This is a genomic window from Dermacoccus sp. Ellin185, assembly GCF_000152185.1.
In the GTDB taxonomy this organism is placed as follows: domain Bacteria; phylum Actinomycetota; class Actinomycetes; order Actinomycetales; family Dermatophilaceae; genus Dermacoccus; species Dermacoccus nishinomiyaensis.
On the sequence record NZ_AEIQ01000047.1, the window covers coordinates 1 to 23,111 of the forward strand.

At 68.3% G+C, this 23,111-nt stretch carries 19 protein-coding genes and 1 pseudogene; 8 read left to right on the forward strand and 12 right to left on the reverse strand.

Going from position 1 to position 23,111, the window contains the following annotated elements; all coding sequences use genetic code 11:
* Positions 1–318 precede the first annotated feature (318 nt).
* Positions 319–1,344, reverse strand: a complete 1,026-nt coding sequence (locus HMPREF0321_RS04110) for a rod shape-determining protein (RefSeq protein ID WP_006944397.1) — start codon at positions 1,342–1,344, stop codon at positions 319–321.
* Positions 1,345–1,888: 544 nt separating this feature from the next.
* Between HMPREF0321_RS04110 and HMPREF0321_RS17335 the strand changes: the two are divergent.
* Positions 1,889–2,164, forward strand: a pseudogene (locus tag HMPREF0321_RS17335) (DUF2087 domain-containing protein); the annotation flags it as partial.
* A 119-nt stretch (positions 2,165–2,283) separates the two neighbouring features.
* The gene (locus tag HMPREF0321_RS04115) at positions 2,284–2,631 is read left to right on the forward strand and encodes a TraR/DksA family transcriptional regulator (protein ID WP_006944406.1); all 348 of its coding nucleotides are present in this window, start codon (positions 2,284–2,286) and stop codon (positions 2,629–2,631) included.
* A gap of 256 nt (positions 2,632–2,887) precedes the next feature.
* On the opposite strand, the gene ndk is transcribed toward HMPREF0321_RS04115, so the two are convergent.
* The 5 genes from ndk to ileS form a co-directional block, all read right to left on the reverse strand.
* Positions 2,888–3,307, reverse strand: a complete 420-nt coding sequence (gene ndk / locus HMPREF0321_RS04120) for a nucleoside-diphosphate kinase (RefSeq protein WP_006944410.1) — start codon at positions 3,305–3,307, stop codon at positions 2,888–2,890.
* A 97-nt stretch (positions 3,308–3,404) separates the two neighbouring features.
* Positions 3,405–4,268 (reverse strand): undecaprenyl-diphosphate phosphatase, encoded by an 864-nt coding sequence (locus HMPREF0321_RS04125; RefSeq protein WP_006944409.1) that lies wholly within the window; start codon positions 4,266–4,268, stop codon positions 3,405–3,407.
* The gene (locus HMPREF0321_RS04130) at positions 4,265–4,675 is read right to left on the reverse strand and encodes a DUF4233 domain-containing protein (protein ID WP_006944394.1); all 411 of its coding nucleotides are present in this window, start codon (positions 4,673–4,675) and stop codon (positions 4,265–4,267) included. Before HMPREF0321_RS04130 ends, HMPREF0321_RS04125 begins: the two co-directional genes overlap by 4 nt.
* Entirely contained in the window at positions 4,672–6,363 is a 1,692-nt protein-coding gene (locus HMPREF0321_RS04135; protein WP_006944412.1) for a folylpolyglutamate synthase/dihydrofolate synthase family protein, read from the reverse strand. The genes HMPREF0321_RS04130 and HMPREF0321_RS04135 overlap by 4 nt, the downstream gene beginning before the upstream one ends.
* Entirely contained in the window at positions 6,360–9,776 is a 3,417-nt protein-coding gene (gene ileS, locus HMPREF0321_RS04140; protein ID WP_006944407.1) for an isoleucine--tRNA ligase, read from the reverse strand. Before ileS ends, HMPREF0321_RS04135 begins: the two co-directional genes overlap by 4 nt.
* A gap of 631 nt (positions 9,777–10,407) precedes the next feature.
* Here ileS and HMPREF0321_RS04145 point away from each other — a divergent pair.
* Entirely contained in the window at positions 10,408–11,103 is a 696-nt protein-coding gene (locus tag HMPREF0321_RS04145) for an SDR family oxidoreductase (RefSeq protein WP_006944403.1), read from the forward strand.
* Between the two features lie 37 nt (positions 11,104–11,140).
* Here HMPREF0321_RS04145 and HMPREF0321_RS04150 read toward each other — a convergent pair whose 3' ends face one another.
* Positions 11,141–11,635: a DUF6584 family protein gene (locus HMPREF0321_RS04150; protein WP_040014439.1), complete on the reverse strand. Its 495-nt coding sequence runs from the start codon at positions 11,633–11,635 to the stop codon at positions 11,141–11,143.
* A 264-nt stretch (positions 11,636–11,899) separates the two neighbouring features.
* The gene (locus HMPREF0321_RS04155; RefSeq protein WP_006944396.1) at positions 11,900–12,487 is read right to left on the reverse strand and encodes a GAD-like domain-containing protein; all 588 of its coding nucleotides are present in this window, start codon (positions 12,485–12,487) and stop codon (positions 11,900–11,902) included.
* A gap of 176 nt (positions 12,488–12,663) precedes the next feature.
* Between HMPREF0321_RS04155 and valS the strand changes: the two genes are divergently transcribed.
* The gene (gene valS, locus HMPREF0321_RS04160) at positions 12,664–15,378 is read left to right on the forward strand and encodes a valine--tRNA ligase (RefSeq protein ID WP_006944400.1); all 2,715 of its coding nucleotides are present in this window, start codon (positions 12,664–12,666) and stop codon (positions 15,376–15,378) included.
* Positions 15,379–15,444: 66 nt separating this feature from the next.
* On the opposite strand, the gene clpX is transcribed toward valS, so the two are convergent.
* Positions 15,445–16,686: an ATP-dependent Clp protease ATP-binding subunit ClpX gene (gene clpX, locus HMPREF0321_RS04165; RefSeq protein WP_006944413.1), complete on the reverse strand. Its 1,242-nt coding sequence runs from the start codon at positions 16,684–16,686 to the stop codon at positions 15,445–15,447.
* A 243-nt stretch (positions 16,687–16,929) separates the two neighbouring features.
* Between clpX and HMPREF0321_RS04170 the strand changes: the two genes are divergently transcribed.
* The 4 genes from HMPREF0321_RS04170 to HMPREF0321_RS04185 are packed head-to-tail and all read left to right on the forward strand — an operon-like array spanning position 16,930 to position 21,252.
* A complete protein-coding gene (locus HMPREF0321_RS04170) occupies positions 16,930–17,880 on the forward strand; it encodes a carbohydrate ABC transporter permease (RefSeq protein WP_006944404.1) in 951 nt (316 codons plus the stop codon).
* A complete protein-coding gene (locus HMPREF0321_RS04175) occupies positions 17,877–18,815 on the forward strand; it encodes a carbohydrate ABC transporter permease (protein WP_006944415.1) in 939 nt (312 codons plus the stop codon). The genes HMPREF0321_RS04170 and HMPREF0321_RS04175 overlap by 4 nt, the downstream gene beginning before the upstream one ends.
* Before the next feature lie 40 nt (positions 18,816–18,855).
* Entirely contained in the window at positions 18,856–20,172 is a 1,317-nt protein-coding gene (locus HMPREF0321_RS04180) for an ABC transporter substrate-binding protein (RefSeq protein ID WP_006944398.1), read from the forward strand.
* 3 nt (positions 20,173–20,175) lie between these two features.
* On the forward strand, positions 20,176–21,252 hold the full coding sequence (locus HMPREF0321_RS04185) for an ABC transporter ATP-binding protein (protein WP_006944408.1): 1,077 nt from the start codon (positions 20,176–20,178) through the stop codon (positions 21,250–21,252).
* A 117-nt stretch (positions 21,253–21,369) separates the two neighbouring features.
* On the opposite strand, the gene HMPREF0321_RS04190 is transcribed toward HMPREF0321_RS04185, so the two are convergent.
* From HMPREF0321_RS04190 to HMPREF0321_RS04200, 3 genes are all read right to left on the reverse strand, one after another.
* A complete protein-coding gene (locus HMPREF0321_RS04190; protein WP_006944395.1) occupies positions 21,370–22,035 on the reverse strand; it encodes an ATP-dependent Clp protease proteolytic subunit in 666 nt (221 codons plus the stop codon).
* Positions 22,036–22,058: 23 nt separating this feature from the next.
* A complete protein-coding gene (locus tag HMPREF0321_RS04195; RefSeq protein ID WP_038567538.1) occupies positions 22,059–22,682 on the reverse strand; it encodes an ATP-dependent Clp protease proteolytic subunit in 624 nt (207 codons plus the stop codon).
* Positions 22,683–22,921: 239 nt separating this feature from the next.
* The coding region (locus HMPREF0321_RS04200; protein WP_006944411.1) for a hypothetical protein at positions 22,922–23,111 on the reverse strand (190 nt) is incomplete at its 5' end.

Genomic DNA, 23,111 nt, shown 5'->3' on the forward strand with positions numbered 1-23,111 from the left:
CGGCCCGCGCCTCGGCGCGGATGCGCGCTTCCTTCGCCTCGCGCAACGCGTCGTCGCGGGGGGTCACCCAGCCGGCGATCGCACCGAGCGCACCCGAGGTCAAGTGCTGACCCCGTGCGCGCAGCGCGGGTGCGGCGGTGAGCGCGAGCAGCAGGACGGCGAGCACGGCCACCGCGACGAGTCGGCCGCGGCGGTGCGGGTCGCGTCGCGGCGGGGCAGCACCGAATTCACCCGACGACCGCCGAACCGATCGCCCCCCGCGCCCGGATCTCGCCGTCGGTGACGACGTCGACCTTGTTCGCGCCCGGCGCGGGTTCTTCACCGCGTCACGGGCATGAGCAGCCCACGCATGAGGTCGTAGTTCTCGACGCACGCACCGGCGCCGAGGACGACGGCGTTCGCCGGGTCGGCGGCGACGCGGACGGGAACGGCGAGTTCGTGGTGCAGGCGCACGTCGAGCCCGCGCAGCTGCGCTCCCCCGCCGGTCAGGACAATGCCGGTGTCGAGGATGTCGCCGGCCAGCTCCGGCGGGCATGCGTCGAGGGTGGCGCGGACGGTGTCGCAGATCGCGAGCAGGGTCGGTTCCAGCGCGCGCCGGATCTCGACGCTCGTCACGGTGACGCTGCGCGGCAGCCCACCGATGAGGTCGCGTCCGCGCACCTCGCACGTCAGTTCCTCGGTGAGCGGGAAGGCGCTGCCGACGTCGAGCTTGATGCGTTCGGCGGTGCGTTCGCCGAGCAGCAGCGCGTATTCGTTCTTCAGGTGGGCTGCGATCGCGTCGTCGAGTTCGTGGCCGCCGAGGCGGACGGAGCGCGAGCGCACGACCCCGCCGAGGCTCGTGACGGCGACGTCGCTCGTGCCGCCGCCGATGTCGACGACCATCGACGCCTGCGTGGCCCGCACGTTGAGCCCGGCGCCGACTGCGGCGGCGACGGCTTCTTCGATGACGTCGACGTGGCGCGCGCCGGCGCGCATCGCGGCGTCCTCGAGGGCGCGGCGTTCGACGCCGGTCACCTCCGAGGGGACGCAGACGACGACGCGTGGGCGGATGAGGCGGGAGGGTCGCGAGCGGGCGATGAAGTAGCGCAGCATGCGCTCGGCGGCGTCGGCGTCGCTGATGACGCCGCCGACGAGGGGGCGGACGACGGAGACGCGCCCGGGGGCTCGTCCGAGCATCTCCTTGGCGTCGTGGCCGGCGGCGAGCAGGTCGCCGGTCGCCGCGTCGAGGGCGACGACGCTGGGTTCGTCGACGACGATGCCCTGCCCGCTCTCGTAGACGAGCGTGTGCGCCGTCCCGAGGTCGATCGCGAGATCACGCGAGGGGGTCTTCAGTCGTCCGAGCACCGGGTGAGTATTTCAAAGTTGTCTGGGTGCCGCCGTTCGCCGAGCAAGGGGCGGACGCAAATTCGCTGGCCGGGCGCCGCGCCGGCACGGCACGATGACCATGGGGCCACCTGCGCCCAGCTCACGCCCGGCCTCAGCCCGGATGCGTCGGAGCGAAGGGAAGCGGATTCTCAGGCGGATCATCTCCCGCAGCATGCGCCTGACGCGTCGTGCGGCTGGGGCGTTCTCGACGCGCGAAAGCGATTGACATGACCCGAGATGCCCATTTCAAGAAGTTCGTGCGCGCCCGGATGGCCGCGTCTGACGCGACCTACCTGCAGGCACGCACCGAACTGACGCGGACGCAGCCTGCGATCGAACAGCCTCCGACCGACCGGGCGGCGTCCCCCATCCCGAACGGCGCGCCAAGCCCTCTCGCCCAGGACCCCATCATCCCGACGGCTCTGGGGAAGTCGGCTCGTCAGTTCTTCGACGACAGCCGCCTGCGCACCATCCCCACGAAGCGAACGAAGCGCATGGCCGTGCTCCTCGTCTCGTCACGCGTTTCGAACCGCGTCGAGCGTACCCGGAGGCCGAGGTGTCGCGGATGCTGGCTGAGGTCCACGAGGACCATGCGTATCTGCGCCGCGAGCTCGTCAACGTCGGTTGTCTCCGGCGCGAAGCGGGTGAGTGCACGTTGGCACCTGCGCCCCCGGCCCGCGACGTTCGGTGGGCCAGGAGTTTCCCCGCGAGAAGGCCGACGTGTTCGCGGCGCTGCGGCAGCGCACGCCGCAGCGGTGACGCCCGGCGTGCCTGCGTGGCGCTTCGACGGGGCGCGTGACGCGGCGGTCGTCTTGAGGCGTCCCCGTCCCGACGCGACGCACTGCGGTGCAGCTCGGCCCACTGTCGCTCGTCCCGGTGCCGTGGCGGGTTGGCCGACGGTGACCGTACGATGGGGGCATGACCCCGGACGCTGCTCGCGCGCTGCTGGTCGAGAAACGTCGGGAGACGGTGGCTCGCCTGCGGGGGTTGGATGAGAGTTGGGCCGACATCGTCGAGTCGGCGCGCGATGCGAACATCGACGACGAGCACGACCCGGAGGGTTCGACGGTCGCCGTCGCCCGGGCGCAGGTCTCGTCGCTGGCTGACGAGGGACGTGGCCGACTCGCTGCGATCGACGCTGCGCTCGCACGCGTCGACACGGGAACGTTCGGTGTGTGCGAACGCTGCGGCGCGACGATTCCGGACGCTCGTCTCGAGGCTCGCCCGACAGCCACCCGCTGCGTCACGTGCGCGGCAGCGCGCTGAGCCCCACCCCCTGCCCACTGCCGTCCGGGTGAGCCCGATGTGCAGTCAAGGCCTCACCGCACACCGATCCTCGCTCGGTGGCATGCGCATCCGATCAGCGCCTCACCGGAATCGACCCTCGATCCACGCGAACGCGGGCCCGGGATGACGGACGCCGCCCCGGCCGGACACCGAGCGTGCGAGGTGAGCGGTCGAGGCGGCGTCCGTCATCCCGCCCGAAGCTGTGTCGCTCACCGGAAAACACAGCGAGGGAAGGTCAGAACCAGATCGCGATCTCGCGTTCGGCGGATTCGGTGGAGTCGGAACCGTGGACGATGTTCTGCTGCACCTTGAGGCCCCAGTCGCGGCCGAGGTCGCCGCGGATGGATCCGGGGGCCGCGTCGGTGGGGTTGGTGGCGCCGGCGAGGGAGCGGAAGCCCTTGATGCAGTCGTTGCCTTCGATGACCGCGACGACGATGGGGCCGGAGCTCATGAATTCGACGAGCGGTTCGTAGAAGGGCTTGCCTTCGTGTTCGGCGTAGTGTGCAGCGAGCTGGTCGCGCGTCGCCTCCGTCACCTGCAGCTTGGCGATCGTGTAGCCCTTCGCTTCGATGCGGCGCAGCACCTCGCCGGTGAGGCCGCGGCGGTAGCCGTCGGGCTTGATGATGACGAGGGAGCGTTCGAGCTGTGCGGTCATGGTGTCCTCCAGGCAGAGAGTGCGGATCTGCCCCCAACCTATCGAAGGTCGGGGGCAGATCATGAATGCCGTTCGTCGCGGCGGGCGCGTGGATCGCTCAGTTGACGGCGGCGTCGATCGTGCCGGTCGCGAGCAGCCCGAAGACGACGAGTGCGAGCGCGATGCGGTAGATGACGAACGGGCGGAAGTTGTGCGTCGAGATGTATCGCATGAACCAGGAGATGACGGCGTAGCCGACACCGAACGCGAGCAGTGTCGCGATGGCGATCATGCCCCAACTGCCGGAGTCGTGATCCTTGCCCTTGCTGATGACGTCCATGAGTTCGAGCAGGCCGGACGACAGCACCGCCGGGATGGCGAGCAGGAACGAGTAGCGAGCCGCGGCGGGTCGGGAGTAGCCCATGAACAGACCACCGGCGACGGTGCCGCCCGAGCGCGAGACGCCGGGGATGAGGGCGAGTGCCTGGAAGAAGCCGTACTTGACGCCGTCGGCCCACGTCAGCTCGTCCAGGCCCTTCTCGTGATGGCCTTCCTCGACGCGCTTGTCGGAGACGACATCGGCCAGCATGATGACGAGCGCGAAGACGAGCAGCATCGTCGCGGTGATCCACAGGTTGCGCAGCGTGCCCTCGATCGCGCTCTTGAACAGGATGCCGAGGATGCCGATCGGCAGGGTGCCGATGATGACGAGCCAGCCCATCCGCGCGTCGGGGTCGTCCTTCGCGACGTGGCCGCGCAGCGAGCCGAACCACGCCTTGATGATGCGGACGATGTCCTTCCAGAAGTACACGAGGACGGCCGTCTCCGTGCCGAGCTGGTTGATGGCGGTGAACGCGGCGCCGCCGCCGTCGTTGTCGAAGAACACGCGACCGACGAGCAGTTGGTGCGCCGACGACGAGATCGGCAGGAACTCGGTGAGCCCTTGCACGATGCCGAGGACGACGGCCTCGAGCCAGTTCATGAATACTCCCTCATGAAGTTACGAGTGAGCTCGTCCATCTTGTCGCCCTGTACGAGCGCGGTGATCCACAGCGAGAGGAAGATGAGGCCGACGACGAGCATGGACGGGACGATGAACGCGGTGAGCAGCGTCGCTGCCTGCAGCACCCATCCCAACGGAATGCCGAGCGGTTTGCGCATCGACGCGCTGGAATACAGGCAGAGCACAGCCAGCGCAATGCCGACCCAGAGCAACGTCGTCGCGTTGCCGCCACCGTCGGGGTGCCGGGAGTGGTCGAGGCCCCACGCGACGAGCGCGAAGAAGAACAGGACGAACGCCTGGCAGCCGATGACGGCGCCCGCAAGCTGTCGCGTCTTTTTCTCGCCGACGCCGGTGAAGCGGAGGCGACGGATCCATTCGGCGATCATGACGACGTCACCCCCAGCAGCATGCGCACGTCCGCGGCCGTGACGACGGAGCCCGTCGCGAGGACGCCACTTCCGACGCCTTCGTCGTCGGCGAGGGCCGCCGCGCGGTCGAGGGCGTCCGGCAGGCTGTCGACGACGGTGACGCGATCGTCGCCGTACAGTTCGGCGGCGAGCTGGCCGAGTTCGCGCGGATCCATCGAGCGCGGCGACGTGTTGCGCGTGACGACGACGTGGTCGAGCGTCGGTTCGAGCGCGAGCAGCAGCTCTTCGGCGTCCTTGTCGGCGAGCACGGCGACGAGCCCGACGAGGCGGTTGAACTGGAAGGAATCCGCGAGCGCCTCACGCAGTGCCTGCGCGCCGGCCGGGTTGTGCGCGGCGTCGACGAGGACTGTCGGCGAGCGCCGCACCACCTCGAGTCGCCCGGGCGAGGTGACGGCGTCGAGCGCGGCGCGCAGCACGCCGTCGTCGATCTTAGTCTCTCCTCCCCCGAGGAACGCCTCGACGGCGGCGATCGCCGTCGCGGCGTTGTGTGCCTGGTGCGCGCCGAACAGGGGCAGGAAGAGGTCGTCGTACTCACCGGCGAGGCCCTTGACGGAGATCATCTGCCCGCCGACGGCCGCCTCGCGCGCGGTGACGGCGTACGCGTCGCCCTCGCGCAGCATCGTCGCGTCGACCTCGAGGCACTGTTCGCGCAGGATCTCGTCGACCTCCGGCACCTGCGCGGCGACGACGGCGAACGCGCCGGGCTTGATGATGCCCTTCTTCTCGTGCGCGATGTCCTCGACCGTGTCACCGAGCAGCCGCTGGTGATCGAGCGCCACGGGCGTGACGACGCTGACGACGCCGTCGGCGACGTTCGTCGCGTCCCACGCGCCGCCGAGGCCGACCTCGACGATTGCGACGTCGACGGGCGCGTCCGCGAACACGGCGTAGGCGAGGACGACGACGACCTCGAAGTACGTCATCCGCACGCCGCCGTTGCTCGTGCTCTCGTGGTCGACCATCGCGATGAACGGTTCGATGTCGTCCCACACACGCACGAGCCGTTCGACGTCGACGGGTTCGCCGTCGAGGCTGATGCGCTCACGGAAGTCGTGCAGGTGCGGTGAGGTGAATCGCCCTGTCTTCAAACCGCGTTCGCGCACGAGCCGCTCGACGATGCGGGTCGTCGACGTCTTGCCGTTCGTGCCCGTGAGGTGGATCATCGGGAAGCTCGTCTGCGGGTCGCCGAGCAGTTCCATCGCGCGACGCACACGTTCGAGGGACGGTTCGGGGTTGTTCTCCGGGGTGCGCGCGAGGATCTCGTCCTCGATCTCGCGCGCCCGCAGCCGCAGCGCTGCAGCTTCCTCGGCCTCGCGAGCGGCGGCCCGGGGGTCGCCGCTGCGCTGGGCCTTCTTGCTCACGAGGTTGTCGCCGACGATGCCCGTCGTCAGGGCGCGCTCCGTGGGGTCGGCGGCGTCGCCCGTCTCACCGCCCGGGCCGGCCGAGCCGTCACCGATGACGTGCTCGGCGACGTACTCGTCGAGATCCATCTCCTCGTTCGCGTGTCCGAACGATTCGCCCTGGATGCCGAACGTCGCGTACCCGTCGCGCGGGCTCTCACCCTCGACGAGGTGTTCGTTGACGTCGGCGCCGTCGAATCCGTCGCCGTCGTAGTCGTTCTCGTCGCGCGGACGCTGGTCGCTCATTTGTTCTCCACCTTCTTCACGACGATACGCACCTGCTGCTTGTCGCCGACCTCGGCGCTCGTGCCGACGCCGTCGGGCAGCTGGTGCTGCGTGCCCGCCGAGCCGAACTGCACCGCGAGCGTCTCACGCATGATGAGGTCCTGGTGCGCGACGGTCGCCGCCCACACCTCGTCGTCACCGGTGATGGTGAGCGAGATACGGTCGGAGATGTCGAGACCGGCGTCGCGCCGGGCCTGCTGGACGGCGCGCACGACGTCGCGCGCGAGGCCCTCGGCGGCGAGCTCCGGCGTCACCTGCGTGTTGAGGACGACGAAGCCACCACCGGGCAGCATCCCGGCGGCTGTGTCGGCGCCGGCCTTCTCGGTGTCGACGACCATGTCGAGCGTGTACTCGCCCTCCTCGAGCGCGAGCCCACCGGCGGTGACGACGCCGTCGGCGCCCAGCGACCAGTCGCCGGACTTGCTGCCCTTGATGGCCTGCTGCACGTTCTTGCCGAGCCGAGGGCCGGCCGCGCGAGCGTTGACGGTGAGGCGCCGGCTGACGCCGAGCGCATCCGCGTCGACGTTCGCCGAGTCGGCGAGCACGACGTTCTTGACGTTGACCTCGTCGGAGATCAGATCGGCGAACTGCTCCAACGGGTGCGGGTTCTCACCGACGAACGTCACCGACTCCAGCGGCAGGCGCACGCGCAGCTTCTCGGCCTTTCGGATGGCGAGCGTTGCGGAGCACACCTCACGGGCGCGGTCCATCGCCGTGACGAGGTCGGCGTCCGCGGGCAGGTCGTCGGCGACGGGGAAGTCGGTGAGGTGCACCGAGCGTCCGCCCGTCAGGCCGCGCCAGATCTGCTCGGTCTCGAACGGCAGCAGCGGCGCCGCGGCGCGCGTCACGACCTCGAGCGCGGTGTAGAGCGTGTCGAACGCCTCGTTGCTCGACGCCTCGTGCTCGGTGCCCGTGCTCGCGGACGATCCGGTGCCCCAGAACCGCTCGCGGCTGCGGCGGATGTACCAGTTCGTCAGCACGTCGAGGAAGCTGCGGACGCTGTCGCACGCCCCCGCGATGTCGTACGCGTCCATCTGCGTCTGCACCTGCGCGACGAAGTCGTGCAGCTTGGCGAGCAGGTAACGGTCTAGCACGTCGTTCGACGCCGTCGACCACTGCGCGTCGTAACCCTCACCACCGTTTGCGGCGTTCGCGTAGAGCGCGAAGAACGAGTACGCGTTCCACAGCGGCATCATGACCTGACGCACGCCGTCACGGATGCCCTGCTCGGTGACGGACAGGTTGCCGCCGCGCAGGATCGGGCTCGACATGAGGAACCAGCGCATCGCGTCGGCGCCGTCACGGTCGAACACCTCGGACACGTCCGGGTAGTTGCGCAGCGACTTGCTCATCTTCTGCCCGTCGCTGCCGAGCACGATGCCGTGGCAGATGACGGAGGAGAACGCGGGCTTGTCGAACAGCGCCGTCGCGAGGATGTGCAGCGTGTAGAACCAGCCGCGCGTCTGACCGATGTACTCGACGATGAAGTCGGCCGGGAAGTGGTTCTCGAACCACGATTCGTTCTCCATCGGGTAGTGCACCTGCGCGTAGCTCATCGAGCCCGAGTCGAACCAGACGTCGAGGACGTCGTCGACCCGACGCATCGTCGCCTTCCCCGACGGGTCGTCGGGGTTCGGGCGCGTCAGCTCGTCGACGAACGGACGGTGCAGGTCGACCTCGCCGTCAGCATTGCGGGGCAAGGCGCCGAAGTCACGTTCGATCTCCTCGAACGAGCCGTAGACGTCGAGGCGCGGGAACTCCGGGTTGTCCGACTTCCACACGGGAACGGGGCTGCCCCAGAAGCGGTTTCGGGTGATCGACCAGTCGCGCGCGTTCTCGAGCCATTTGCCGAACTGGCCGTGCTTGACGTTGCCCGGCACCCAGTCGATCTCCTCGTTGAGCGCGAGCATGCGCTCCTTGATCGCCGTCACCTCGACGAACCAGGAGCTCACCGCCATGTAGATGAGCGGCTGACGGCAGCGCCAGCAGTGCGGGTAGGAGTGGTCGTAGCTCTCGCGGCGCACGAGGACGGTGCCGTCGCTGGCGTGCCCGGCGTTCGCAATGTCGCCCTTGGTCGCCGCTTTGAGGTGGTCGATGACGTGCGGGTTCGCGTCGAACACCTGCATGCCCTCGTAGTCGCTCACCGGGTAGGTGAACCGGCCGTCGGGGCCGACGGGCACGACGGCGGGGATGCCGGCCGCGTCGGTCGCGGCCTTGTCCTCCTCACCGAACGCGGGAGCCATGTGGACGAGGCCCGTACCGTCGTCGGTCGTGACGTAGTCGGCCGACAGGATGCGCCACGCCTTGCCCACGACGCGCTCGTCGTCGAGGAAGTACGTGAACGGCGCGGTGTAGGTGAGGCCGACGAGCTCGGAGCCCTTCATGCGACGCACGACCTTCGCGGCAAGCGCGTCGGCGTCGAGCTTCTCGCCGAACAGGTCCTTGCGGTAGGCCGCGAGGCGCGCCTCGGCGATGACGTACTTCTCGTCGCTGCCGGTCGGGCCGGAGGCCTCGACGACGACGTAGTCGATGTCCGGGCCGACGGAGACGGCGAGGTTGCTCGGAAGCGTCCACGGCGTCGTCGTCCAGATGAGGGCCTTCTCCCCCGTCTCGAGCGTGAAACCGACCGTCACCGCCGGGTCCTGACGGTTCTTGTAGACGTCCTCGTCCATGCGCAGCTCGTGGTTGGACAGCGGCGTCTCGTCGTTCCAGCAGTACGGCAGCACGCGCAGGCCCTCGTAGATGAGGCCCTTGTCGTAGAGCGACTTGAACGCCCAGATGACCGACTCCATGTAGCCCGAGTTGTACGTGCGGTAGCCGCGCTCGAAGTCCACCCAGCGGCCCATGCGGGTGACGTAGTCCTCCCAGTCGGAGGCGTATTTCATGACGCTCTTCTTCGCGGCGTCGTTGAACTTCTCGATCCCCATGTCGAGGATGTCGTCCTTGGTCTTGAGGCCGAGCTGGCGCATCGCCTCGAGCTCGGCGGGCAGGCCGTGCGTGTCCCAGCCGAAGACGCGGTCGACGCGCTTTCCGCGCATCGTCATGTACCGCGGGACGAGGTCCTTGACGTAACCCGTCAGCAGGTGGCCGTAGTGCGGCAGGCCGTTCGCGAAGGGCGGGCCGTCGTAGAAGACGAACTCGTTGTCGCCGTTCTCGCCGGCGTCGCGCTGCTCGATCGAGGCCTGGAACGTGTCGTCGCGCCGCCAGTAGTCGAGGACGGCCTTCTCGATGGACGGGAAGTTCGGGCTGCTCGGCACGCCCTTGGGGATGCCGAACGCCTCGCCGGTGCCGGGGGTCGTGGCGGCCGCTCCCGCTGCGTCATCGGGGGTCGCTGCCGCGTGCTCTCGCGTGAGGTCGACCTTGGGGTAGGTCATGGTGGCATCCTTTGCGCGTCAGATCGTCGAGCAAGGACGACGTCGCCGGCGTGTGCCGGGTGGCCGCGGTACCACCTTGCTTGCCATCTCGAACCCGCGCTCTCGCCCGGTGGCGGGCGCACGAGGAGCGACATGACCGCTTCATGCCGGCTGTGACGGGCCACTCCCGCCCGGTTCTACTGGGGTGCGCTCGCGGTGTGCGCAACCTGTTCTTCCGGGGACTCGCCGCTGATGACGGCTCGAACGTCGTTGCCACCATGCTACCCGCCGTGGCGGAGTGTTCGATCGCACGGGCAAGCCGGTGCCCCCGGCCTGTTGCCACCGGCCCCGGAGCGACTCGACGAGCCCGGACCAGCGGCACCAGTGGTGAGTCGACCAGCCCGGGCCGACTGCATGAGTAATGTGCATCTGCACGACTTTCATGACGCACATTCCTCGTGCAGATGCACGATTCTCGGGCAGCTGAGAAACCGGCCGCTGCGGGCAGGATCTGTGGGGCCGGGAAGCGCAGCAACGGGCCCACCGAGCAGACGGAGCCGGGCCCGCCGCCAGGTCTTCGTTACCGTGAGTCCAGCCCCGCCGCCCTGCCGACCATGCCTGTCGACGGGCCCACCCTTTTGAGGAGAACATCATGACGTCTCGCCCCACCGTCCTCGTCACCGGCGGTACGCGCGGCATCGGCCGCGCCATCTGTGACGCCCTGGCCGCCGATCACGACCTCATCATCGGCGGCACGTCCGCCGACGCCGTGGCCGAGGCGTGTGCGCGATACGAGAACGCCCGGCCGTTCGTCGCGGATCTGGCGGACGAGGCCTCGACGACTCGCGCCGTCGAAGCTCTCGGATTGACGCGTCTCGACGGCGTCGTCCACTCCGCCGGTGTGCTCGGCAGCGGCGCGCTGACGGATCTGCGTCGTGACGACTGGCGCCGCACGTTCGAGATCAACGTCGTCGCCGTCGCCGATCTGACGCGGCTGCTCCTGCCCGCCCTGGAGGCGGCTCGCGGCACCGTCGTCGTCATCAACTCCGGTTCGGGGCTGACGGCGGGTGGCCCCGGCGGCGTCTACTCGGCGTCGAAGTTCGCAGCCCGCGCCCTCACGGACGCGATGCGAGAGGAGCTGCGCCCGAGGGGGATCCGCGTCTCGTCCGTGCACCCGGGGCGGGTGGCGACCGACATGCAGGTCGAGCTCAATTCCTTCGAGGGCCGCGAGTACGACGAGGCGAACTACCTGCGGCCCGAGTCGGTCGCGAGCGCCGCCCGCCTCGCCCTCACGGCGACGCCGGACGCGAACGTCGACATGATCTCCGTCCGCCCCGGCCCGCGATGAATCACCTGAGCGACACCATGGGCACGCGTGTCCCTGGTCAGTGCAGCACCCACTGAGAGAAACTCCACGCGCCCCACAGCATGAGGAAGAGGCTCCACGAAGTGACCAGCACGATCGTCAATCCGCACCCGATGTCTCCGGCGCGTTCACGCCAGCCGGCTGTGTAGCCCTCCTGCGGGGCCCGATCCCCGTGCCATCGCCGCGGCTCGCCCGCCTCGACACGCAACTGCGCAACCTGCGGCGCCGTGGACACCATGCGAACCCGTCTGGGGATGCTGCGCCACTGCGCCGCAGGCCCTCCGCGGAAGGTCCGCCACGCGGCAATTGCTTCTCGCGCCACTTCGTCGTCGCGCCCCAGGACGAAGAGCAGCGCGCCCGCCGCGGGCAGATCCCCCATCTCGAGGTGCACCTGCGCGAGCAGCGCGATGACCTCGTCGTCGGGCGACTCCACGAGATAACTCGTCAAGCGCTGACGAGCCATCCAGAGGCGGCCTTGCGCAATGTCGCCGCGGGCTCGGTCGAGGGCGGTCATGGCCCTGATGATGCCCTACCGGCGGGCCGACGCACGACCCCATTCTCAGCGCGTCATTCCACCGTCACCGACTTGGCGAGGTTGCGGGGCTTGTCGACGTCGTGCCCGAGCACCTGCACGTCACTCGCTCAGCGCTGGCGCGCCATTCGCCCGGTATGACAAAACACGCCCCACTTCCATTGAAGTGGGGCGTGCTTTGTCGATCCTCACCGAGGTGGGTGTTCGGGGCTCCCGCAGGTCAGCGCATGACCACAGGCTGGCGGATCAGCGCTGACGCTGCTCGCGCACCATGCGGTGCGTCAGGAGGGCGTGCTGGACGCCGTCACCCTTCGTCAGTGCGTCGGGGCTGACGGTGCCGCCGAGCGGCAGCATCGGCGTGAACGAGTAGAGCTCGCCCTCACCGAGCAGCCCCAGCTTGGTGCGCGCACCCTGGTGCGGTCCGCGCAGGTCCGCGAGGTGCGACGACGGCCCGACGAGGTGCTCGGCGAAGAACTCGTCGGCCGACTCTGCAACGACGAGGTTGGTCAGGAAGTGCGGGTCGAGGCACTGCACGCGGCCGTCCTCGTCGAGGTGATACACGTGCCCGAAGCTCGTGACGGCGAACGGGATGCTCGCGACGCCGACACCGAACCACTCCTGCAGCACGGGCGTCCACACGGCGGGGTCGACGAGCTGCAGCTCCTGCTTGCCGTACCAGCCGATGCCGTGATCGCGGTACAGCGCGAGCAGCGACTGCGGCAGCCGGTCGGCCGCGTACTCGACGAACGCGGGCCCCACGGGGGTGACGTCGCTCGGCGCGAAACGCGCGACGAAGGGCTCGATCGCGGCGGCGCCGCGCGGCGTGGCGTTCATGTTCGTGTGCTCCCTCGTCCGAGCGACGTCTCGCCCTGATTCTCCTACGCGCCCGGCATGTGGGCGCGTCGCCGACCATCTGCTCATAGCCTAGGCCCCCGCCCCGGCGTTGTCGCACCGAGCCCGCCTCGTCGCCGCCGGTCGCACCAGGACGTCAGGCATGGAAAAATGACCCCATGACTTCCGACACCACCCCAGCCCAGCGGACGCCCCCCGGCGCCCGCACGATGCCCGACAAGCCCACCGTCGACGGCCTCGAGGACGTCTGGGGCCAGGTATGGAAGGAACGCGGCACGTACACGTTCGACCGTGAGCGCGCCCTACAGCTGCCGCGCGAGCAGGTCTTCGGCATCGACACTCCCCCGCCGACCGCATCGGGCAGCCTGCACGTCGGGCACGTGTTCAGCTACACCCACACCGACTGCATGGCGCGCTACCAGCGCATGCAGGGACGCGAGGTCTTCTACCCGATCGGTTGGGACGACAACGGCCTGCCGACGGAGCGTCGCGTCCAGAACTACTACGGCGTGCGCGGCGACGCGACGAAGCCCTACATCGAGAACTACACCCCGCCACTCGAGGGCGCCGAGGGCAAGAGCGTCAAGGCCGCCGACCAGCAGCCGATCGGGCGCAAGAACTTCATCGAGCTGTGCGACGTGCTCACCGTCAAGGACGAGGAGACCTTCGAGGCACTCTTCCGCCGCCTCGGTATCAGCGTCGACTGGAACGTGCAGTACCGCACGATCGACGAGCGCTCACGCGCCGTCGCGCAGCAGGCGTTCCTGCGCAACCTGAAGCGCGGCGAGGCCTACCAGCAGGAGGCCCCGGGCCTGTGGGACGTCACGTTCCAGACGGCCGTCGCCCAGGCCGAGCTCGAGGCACGCGACTACCCGGGCGCCTACCACCGCGTCGCCTTCCACACGAGCGACGGCGAGAACGTCTACATCGAGACGACGCGCCCCGAACTGCTGCCCGCCTGCGTCGCCCTCATCGCCCACCCCGACGACGAGCGCTACCAGCCGCTGTTCGGCACGAAGGTGAAGAGCCCGCTGTTCGACGTCGAGATCCCCGTCCTCGCGCACCCGAGCGCCGAGATGGACAAGGGCGCCGGCATCGCCATGTGCTGCACCTTCGGTGACCTCACCGACGTCCAGTGGTGGCGCGAGCTGCAGCTGCCGACGCGCTCGATCATCACGCGCAACGGCCGCATCACGGGCGAGCTGCCCGAGTGGATCGCGGGCGGCCCGGGTGAGCAGCTGTTCGCCGACGAGCTCGCGACGAAGACGACGTTCACCGCACGCGAGAACGTCGTCAAGGCGCTCATCGCCTCCGGTGACCTCGACGGCGAGCCGAAGAAGACGCAGCGCAAGGCCAACTTCTTCGAGAAGGGCGACAAGCCCCTCGAGATCGTGACGAGCCGCCAGTGGTACATCCGCAACGGTGGCCGTGACAAGGATCTGCAGTCGGCGCTCGTCGCTCGTGGCAACGAGATCGACTGGCACCCCACGTTCATGCAGAGCCGCTACACGAACTGGATCGAGGGCCTCAACGGCGACTGGCTCATCAGCCGTCAGCGTTTCTTCGGCGTCCCGTTCCCGATCTGGTACCCGCTGGACGCGAACGGCGAGGCCGACTACGACAACCCGATCGTGCCCGACGAGTCCGAGCTGCCGATCGACCCGCAGGGCCAGGCGCCTAGGGGCTACGACGAGAGCCAGCGCGGCCGGGCCGGCGGGTTCATCGCCGACCCCGACGTCATGGACACGTGGGCGACGTCGTCGCTCTCCCCGCAGATCGCGACGGGCTGGCCGATCGCCGACGGCAAGGCGCACAAGAGCGACCCCGAGCTGTTCGACAAGATCTTCCCGATGGACATGCGCCCCCAGGGCCACGACATCATCCGCACCTGGCTGTTCGCGACGGTCGTGCGCGCCCATCACGAGAACGGCACCGTGCCGTGGAAGAACACCGCCATCTCCGGCTGGATCCTCGACCCCGACCGCAAGAAGATGTCGAAGTCGAAGGGCAATGCGCAGACACCGGAGGACGTCGTCAGGGAGTTCGGCGCCGATGCCGTGCGCTACTGGGCCGCCTCGGGCCGCCTCGGGACGGACGCCGCCTATGACACGGGCCAGATGAAGGTCGGCCGTCGCCTCGCGATGAAGGTGCTCAACGCCTCCAAGTTCGCGCTCATGACGCCTCCGGTGACGCCCGATGCCGACGCTGCACCGACGGTCGAGGCGCTGCTGCCGCACGTCACGCAGCCTCTCGACGTCTCGCTGCTGACGGCCCTGCGCGACGTCGTCGAGAACGCGACGAAGAGCTTCCAGACGTGGGACTACACGCGTTCGCTCGAGTTGACGGAGACGTTCTTCTGGGCGTTCTGCGACGACTACATCGAGCTCGTCAAGGAGCGCGCCAACAACCGTGACGGTGAATTCGACGAGGCCGAGTCGGCGTCGGCGCGTGCCGCCGTCCGCATCGCGCTCGACGTCCTGCTGCGCCTGTTCGCGCCGTTCCTGCCGTACGCCACCGAAGAGGTGTGGTCGTGGCAGCACGCCGAGTCGGTGCACCGCGCCACCTGGCCGACGCGCGACGAGCTCGCGTCCCTGCCCGACGGTGACCCGCTCGTCCTCACCGCCGTGTCTCAGGCTCTCGCCGGTGTGCGCCGCGCGAAGTCAGAGGCCAAGCTCGGCATGCGCGCCGAGGTGACGGCGATGACGCTCGCCGGCCCGGCGGCGGCCCTCGCCGCCGCAACCAAGGGTGAAGCCGACCTGCGCGCAGCCGGTCGCATCAGCGCCATGACGAGCGTCGAGGAGGAGACGGAGAACGGCGTCCTGCTCGTGCGCGACACCGAGCTGCTCGCTCCCCCGCCGAAGGTCAAGAACTGACGAACGACTGAGAGCCGCGACCCTGCCAGGCAGGATCGCGGCTCTCAGTACGTCAGGACGCGCGCGTCAGGCAGCGCGACGTCGCACGATCGTCGGGGTGATGCGGTCGAGCACGACCTCGCGCGTGATGACGACCTTGTCGATGTCGTCCTCGCTCGGCACGTCGAACATGACGGGCAGCAGGACCTCTTCGAGGATGGCGCGCAACCCGCGCGCGCCGGTGCCGCGACTCATCGCCTGCTCGGCGACGGCGTCGAGGGCGTCTGGTGTGAACTCGAGCTGCACACCGTCGATCTCGAACATGCGCTTGTACTGCTTGACGAGTGCGTTCTTCGGCTCGGTGAGGATGCTCACCATGCCCTCGCGATCGAGCGGCTCGACGGTCGTGATGACGGGCAGGCGGCCGATGAACTCGGGGATGAGACCGAACTTCATGAGGTCTTCGGGCTGCACGTCGGTCATCGACGCATCCCCACCGGCGGGCAGGTGCAGCTGCGAGCCGAAGCCGAGCCCCTTCTTGCCCTTGCGGTCCTCGATGATCTTCTCCAGGCCCGCGAACGCGCCACCGACGATGAACAGCACGTTCGTCGTGTCGATCTGGATGAACTCCTGATGCGGGTGCTTGCGCCCGCCCTGCGGCGGCACCGACGCGGCCGTCCCCTCGAGGATCTTGAGCAGCGCCTGCTGCACGCCCTCACCGGAGACGTCACGCGTGATCGACGGGTTCTCGCTCTTGCGCGCCACCTTGTCGATCTCGTCGATGTAGATGATGCCGGTCTCGGCGCGCTTGATGTCGAAATCACTCGCCTGGAGCAGCTTGAGCAGGATGTTCTCGACGTCCTCACCGACGTAGCCGGCCTCCGTCAGCGCCGTCGCGTCGGCGATGGCGAACGGGACGTTGAGCATGCGCGCCATCGTCTGCGCGAGGTAGGTCTTGCCGCAGCCCGTGGGGCCGATGAGCAGGATGTTCGACTTCGCGATCTCGACCGGATCCTTCGACCCCGACGCCTCGGCGGCCTGGACGCGCTTGTAGTGGTTGTAGACGGCGACGGCGAGCGAGCGCTTCGCCGCGTCCTGTCCGATGACGTACTCACGCAGGAAGTCGAAGATCTCGCGCGGCTTCGGCAGCTTCTCGAGGCCGATGTCGACCGAGTCGGTCAGCTCTTCCTCGATGATTTCGTTGCACAGGTCGATGCACTCGTCGCAGATGTAGACGCCCGGGCCGGCGATGAGCTTCTTGACCGACTTCTGGCTCTTGCCACAGAACGAGCACTTGAGCAGGTCGCCGCTCTCTCCCACGCGTGCCATCCGTCATCCCTTCGTCGAGCGACCCGCCGCGAGACGGGTGTGCGTACCCGACGACGGTAGTCGACGGGGCCCTCGCTGCCCCTCATTGAATCCCGCGTGGCGGGCGCCGGCCAAGGCTGTTCGCGCTGGGCGCAACGGACGCGGAGTCCCCGCACGCCTCGCGTCGCGAATCACTCTCAAATGGACACACGACCAACACCTGTTGTTCATTTCCAGGACACCTTGCCAGGACAACCTTTGCGCGTGCTCGAAGACCTCCCCACGCTCTCGCCGCAGGCGCACCCGCCCGCGCCCCTCGGCCCCCCGCCGCCACGCCGCGGCCGGCCCGTCGGTGAATGGTTGACGGCGGCAGCGCTGCTGCTGCCCAACCTCGCGCTGTTGGCCGTGTTCACCTACCGACCACTGATCGACAACATCCGGTTGTCGTTCACCGACTGGACGCTGTCGGCGCCGACGCTCAACTACATCGGTCTGCAGAACTACTCGACGTGGCTGCACGACGCCAACGCGCACCAGGTGCTGCGCAACACCGCCATCTTCACCGTCGCGACGGTCGGGTTGTCGATGATGATCGGTCTCGGGCTCGCGCTGCTGCTCGATCGTCAGCTGCGCGGTCGCAACCTCGTGCGCTCGGCGATCTTCGCGCCGTTCGTCCTGTCCGGCACCGCTGTCGGCCTCGCGTTCCAGTTCGTCTTCGACCCGCACTTCGGTCTGCTCTCCGACCTCGCGCACCGCGTCGGGCTCAGCGTCCCGGACTTCTACCAGGATCCGAACTGGGCCCTCGTCATGGTGACGCTCACGTATGTGTGGAAGAACATCGGCTACACGTTCGTCATCTACCTCGCCGCGCTGCAGGGTCGCCGCACCGACCTCGACGAGGCCGCGGAGATCGACGGCGCGTCGTCATGGCGTCGCTTCACCAAGGTGCTGCTACCGCAGCTGCGCCCGACGACGTTCTTCCTGTCGATCACGGTGCTGCTCAACTCGGTCCAGGTCTTCGACATCATCCAGATCATGACGCGCGGTGGCCCCCAGGGCTACGGCACGTCGACGCTCGTCTACCAGGTGTACCAGGAGACGTTCGTCAACCAGCGCGCCGGCTACGGCGCCACGATCGCGACCATCATGTTCCTCATCCTGCTCGTCGTGACGGTCGTGCAGGTGCGGGTCATGGACAAGGAGCAGAAGGCATGAGCACCGCAGCCCCGCAGGAGAACGCCGCTGCGGCCACGCCGAAGCGGTCGGGTTCCTCCCCGTTCCGACGACGCCCCCGCGAGGAGGCGCACAGCAACGAGGTCCTCGACCACGGCGGGTTGCCGATGACGATCGCCGGTTACGCCGCGATGATGATCGCGTTCGCGATCGTCGCGATCCCGCTGTACTGGATCTTCATGACGTCGATCAAGCACCGCAGCGACATCTACACGACGCCCGCCGTCTGGTTCCCGCACTCGGTCACGGGTGAGGGTTACAAGACCGCGACGCAGTCGATCCCCTTCTGGGACTTCTTCCGCAACTCGGTCATCGTCACCGTCATCCTGTCGCTCGCCAAGATCGTCCTCGGTGTCATGAGCGCCTACGCCCTGAGCCTCATCCGCTTCCCCGGGCGCAACCTCGTGTTCATCGTCGTCATCGCGGCGCTCATGGTGCCGAACCAGATCACCGTGATCTCGAACTACGCCCTCGTCAGCCAGCTCGGCTGGCGCAACACCTACCAGGGCATCATCCTGCCGTTGGCGGGCGTCGCGTTCGGCACGTTCCTCATGCGCAACCAGTTCCTGTCGATCCCCAGCGAGATCATCGAGGCCGCGCGCATGGACGGGGCCGGGCCGATGAAGCTGCTGCGCAAGGTCGTCATGCCGATGTCGTGGCCGACCCTCATCGCGTTCTCCATCATCACCGTCGTCAACGAGTGGAACGAGTACCTGTGGCCGTTCCTCATGTCCGACGACCAGCGCACCGGCACCCTGCCGGTCGGCCTCACCCAGTTGCAGAACAACGAGGGCATCACGGACTGGGGCCCTGTCATGGCCGCCACGATGCTCGCCATGCTCCCCGTTCTCGCCCTGTTCCTCGTCCTGCAGCGCCACATGATCAAGGGCCTCACGGCCGGCGCCGTCAAGGGCTGACCCTCTCCCCCACGCTTCACCCAGACGAAGGAAGAAACTCATGTCCACACTCTCGCGCCGCAACCTCTTCGGCCTGACGGCTGGTGCCGTCGTCACCGCAGGCCTCAGCGCCTGCGCCGGCTCCGGCGGCTCCTCCAGCGGTGGTAACAACGGTGGCGGCGACTCGAACACGATCGAGTTCTGGAGCAACCACCCCGGCAAGTCGAAGGCGACCGAGCAGAAGCTCATCGCCGAGTTCGAGAAGGCCAACCCGAACCTCAAGGTCAAGCTCGTCGGCGCCGGCAAGAGCTACCCCGACGTCGCGCAGAAGTTCAACGCGGCCCTGTCCGGCGGCAGCCTGCCCGACGTCGTCATCGTCTCCGACACGACGTGGTTCAACTTCGCCCTCAACGACCGTCTGGCCGACATGTCGGCCCTGACGTCCGAGAACAAGCTCTCGACGGACGACTACGTCAAGGGCCTGTACGACGACTACAAGTACGAGGACAAGCACTACGCCCTGCCGTACTCGCGCTCGACGGTCATCTTCTACTACAACAAGGACGCCTGGAAGAAGGCCGGTCTGCCGGACCGTGCGCCGACCTCGTGGGACGAGTTCGAGCAGTGGGCGCCCAAGCTGCAGTCGGCCATGGGCTCGGGCAAGAAGGCCATCGTCCTGGACGACGGCTCCGACTACCTCGACTGGACGTTCCAGTCCATCGCGTGGAGCTACGGCGGCGGCTACTCGAAGGACTGGACGCCCACCATGGCGTCCGAGGGCACCGTCAAGGCCGCCACGAAGATCCAGGGGTGGGCCAAGAAGGGCTGGATGCAGACGTCGAAGGACAGCCAGGCCGACTTCGCCTCGGGCATCGGCGCCTGCGCCATCGAGTCGACCGGTGGCCTCGCCGGCGTCATCAAGGACGCAAGCTTCAAGGTCGGCATCGGCTTCCTGCCCGCGCCGGGCGGCATCAAGACCGTGCCGACGGGTGGCGCCGGCCTCGCGGTGCCGAAGGGCATCTCCGCCGAGCGTCAGAAGAACGCCGTGAAGTTCATCGAGTTCATGACGAACAAGGACAACACGATCACCTTCTCCCAGGCGACCGGGTACCTGCCGGTGCGCACCTCCGCCATGGACGACGCGAAGGAGAAGGCGTACCTCGAGAAGAACCCCGAATACGCCGTCGCCGTCAAGCAGCTGCCGAAGGCCCGCCCCCAGGACAACGTCCGCGTGTTCCTGCCCGGCGGTGGCATCGACATCGGTACCTCGCTCGACAAGATCATCGCCGGCTCGGACGTCAAGTCGACGCTCGAGGCGCTCGACAAGGCGCTGCAGGCGAAGTACGACTCCCAGATCAAGCCCAAGCTGAAGAAGTAATTCATGGCATCCGTCACCTTCGACGAGGCCACCCGCCTGCACAAGGGTGCGCCCCGTCCCTCCGTCAACAAGGTCACGCTCGACATCGCCGACGGGGAGTTCCTCGTCCTCGTCGGCCCGTCGGGCTGCGGCAAGTCGACGACGCTCCGCATGCTCGCCGGCCTCGAACCGGTCGACGAGGGCCGCATCCTCATCGACGGCCACGACCAGGCCGGCGTGCGTCCCCGTGATCGCGACGTCGCGATGGTCTTTCAAAGCTACGCGCTCTACCCGACCATGACGGCACGTCAGAACATGGCGTTCGCGCTCGAGAACGCAGGCACCTCGAAGGCGGACATCAACGCCCGCGTCGAGGAGGCGGCGAAGATCCTCGAGCTCGAGACCCTGCTCGAGCGCAAGCCGGGCGCGATGTCGGGTGGCCAGCGTCAGCGTGTCGCCATGGGTCGCGCGATCGTGCGCCAGCCCAAGGTGTTCTGCATGGACGAGCCGCTGTCGAACCTCGACGCCAAGCTGCGCGTCTCGACGCGTGCGCAGATCGCGGCGCTGCAGCGACGCCTCGGCGTCACGACCGTCTACGTCACGCACGACCAGGTCGAGGCGATGACGATGGGTCACCGTGTCGCGGTGCTCAAGGACGGCATCTTGCAGCAGTGCGACACCCCGGAGGAGCTGTACGAACGGCCGCGCAACACGTTCGTCGCGGGCTTCATCGGTTCGCCGTCGATCAGCCTCATGGACGCCGCGCTCACCGGCGGTGACGCGACGTTCCACGGCATGCGGGTGCCGCTGTCGCGCGACATCAAGGCGACGTCGGATCGCGTGACGATCGGGGTGCGCCCCGAGGCGTTCGTCGTCGCGCAGCCCGGTGAGGCGGGTGCGCTCGAGCTCGAGGTCGAACTCGTCGAGACGCTCGGCTCGGAGGCGTTCGTCTACGGTCGCCCCGCGGGCGAGCCTGACGGCCCCCGCATCGGCACGCGCGTCGACAAGCGCGTGCGCCCGACGCAGGGTGACCGGTTTGCGGTGAAGCCCATGACCGACCACGTCCACGTCTTCGACACGGAGACCGGCGAGCGGCTGTGACACCCGGGCCGCTCCCCCGCCGTGGGTGATGCCGACATGACGAATGTGCCCGCCCTTCCACACGGAAGGAGCGGGCACATGCGTCGTGGCGGGTCAAGCCCGGTGGGCCCGGAGCCGTCAGCTCTCCAGCGACGCCTTGCGGCTCGTCAGCACCTCGTCGATGAGGCCGTACTCCTTGGCCATCTCGGCGGTGAGGATCTTGTCGCGGTCGATGTCGGCACGCACCTGCTCGATCGAGCGGCCGGAGTGCTTCGCGAGGGTCTCCTCGAGCCACTCACGCATGCGCATGATCTCGTTGGCCTGGATCTCGACGTCGGAGGCCTGGCCGCCCGAGCCCTCCATCGCCGGCTGGTGGATGAGCACGCGCGCGTTCGGCAGCGCGTACCGCTTGCCGGGCGCGCCGGCGCCGAGCAGGACGGCGGCGGCCGAGGCAGCCTGTCCCAGGACGAACGTGTGCACGTCCGGGCGGATGTACTGCATCGTGTCGTAGATCGCCGTCAGCGCGGTGAACGAACCACCGGGGCTGTTGATGTACATGACGATGTCGCGGTCCGGATCCTGCGACTCGAGCACGATGAGCTGCGCGATGATGTCGTCGGCAGACGCGTCGTCGACCTGGACGCCGAGGAAGATGATGCGATCCTCGAACAGCTTCGTGTACGGGTCGAGGCGCTTCGTGCCGTACGAGGTGCGCTCTTCGAACTGGGGCAGGATGTAGCGGCTCGTCGGCATCGGCGCGGTGACGCCGCCCATCGGGTGGCCCATGGAGCTGTGGGTGTTCATGAAGGTCTCCTTCGTGGGCGAGATCAGTGGTCGGACGACTCGGAGAATGCCGCAGCGTCCCCGGTCGCGTCCTTGGTGGCGTCCTGCGAACGCTCGAAGACGTGGTCGACGAAGCCGTACTCCTTGGCCTCGGCCGCGGTGAACCAGCGGTCGCGGTCGGAGTCGGCCGAGATCTTCTCGACCGGCTGGCCCGTGTGCTCGGCGATGAGCTCGGCCATCTGCTTCTTGATGTGCAGCAGCTGCTCGGCCTGCGTCTTCACGTCGGAGGCCGTGCCCTGGATGCCGCCGAGCGGCTGGTGCATCATGATGCGCGCGTGCGGCGTCGCGTAGCGCTTGCCCTTGGCACCGGCGGACAGCAGGAACTGACCCATCGACGCGGCCAGACCCATCGCGACGGTGCACACGTCGTTCGGCACCCACTGCATCGTGTCGAAGATGGCCATGCCGGCCGTCACCGAACCACCGGGCGAGTTGATGTAGAGCCAGATGTCCTTCTCCGGGTCCTCTGCGGCGAGCAGCAGCAGCTGCGCGCAGATGGCGTTCGCATTGTCGTCGCGAACATCCGAACCGAGGAAGATGATGCGCTCCTTGAGGAGCCGGTTGTAGATCTGGTCGTCGAGGCCGGCGGCCATCTGCGGGCCTGCCATGACCACGTCCGAGGACTGGGCATTCGTCAAGGGATCACTCCGTTCCGAATCTGCCACCCCGAGCGGGTGACATCACGCTTGAACTCTTCACTGACCCTAACGCGCGGGCCCGGGCGTTTCGTCCCCGTCTCGGGGCTTGTTCGCCGTCAGCGCAAGGCGCGACGTTCGCCTGAGCCCGGACGCGACGAAGGGCCGCCCGATTGCTCGCGCGGCCCCTCGTCTCAGACGTCAGTGACGACTCACTCGCCGTCGACAGCCTTCTTGGCCGCCTTCTTCGCAGCGGTCTTCTTGGCGGCGGTCTTCGTCGCCGTCTTCTTCGCAGCCGTCTTCTTGGCGGCGGCCTTCTTGGCCGGCTTCTCCGCGGCCTCGGCGGGGGCGGCGTCAGCGGCCTCGGCGGGGGCGGCGTCAGCGGCCTCGGCGGGGGCGGCG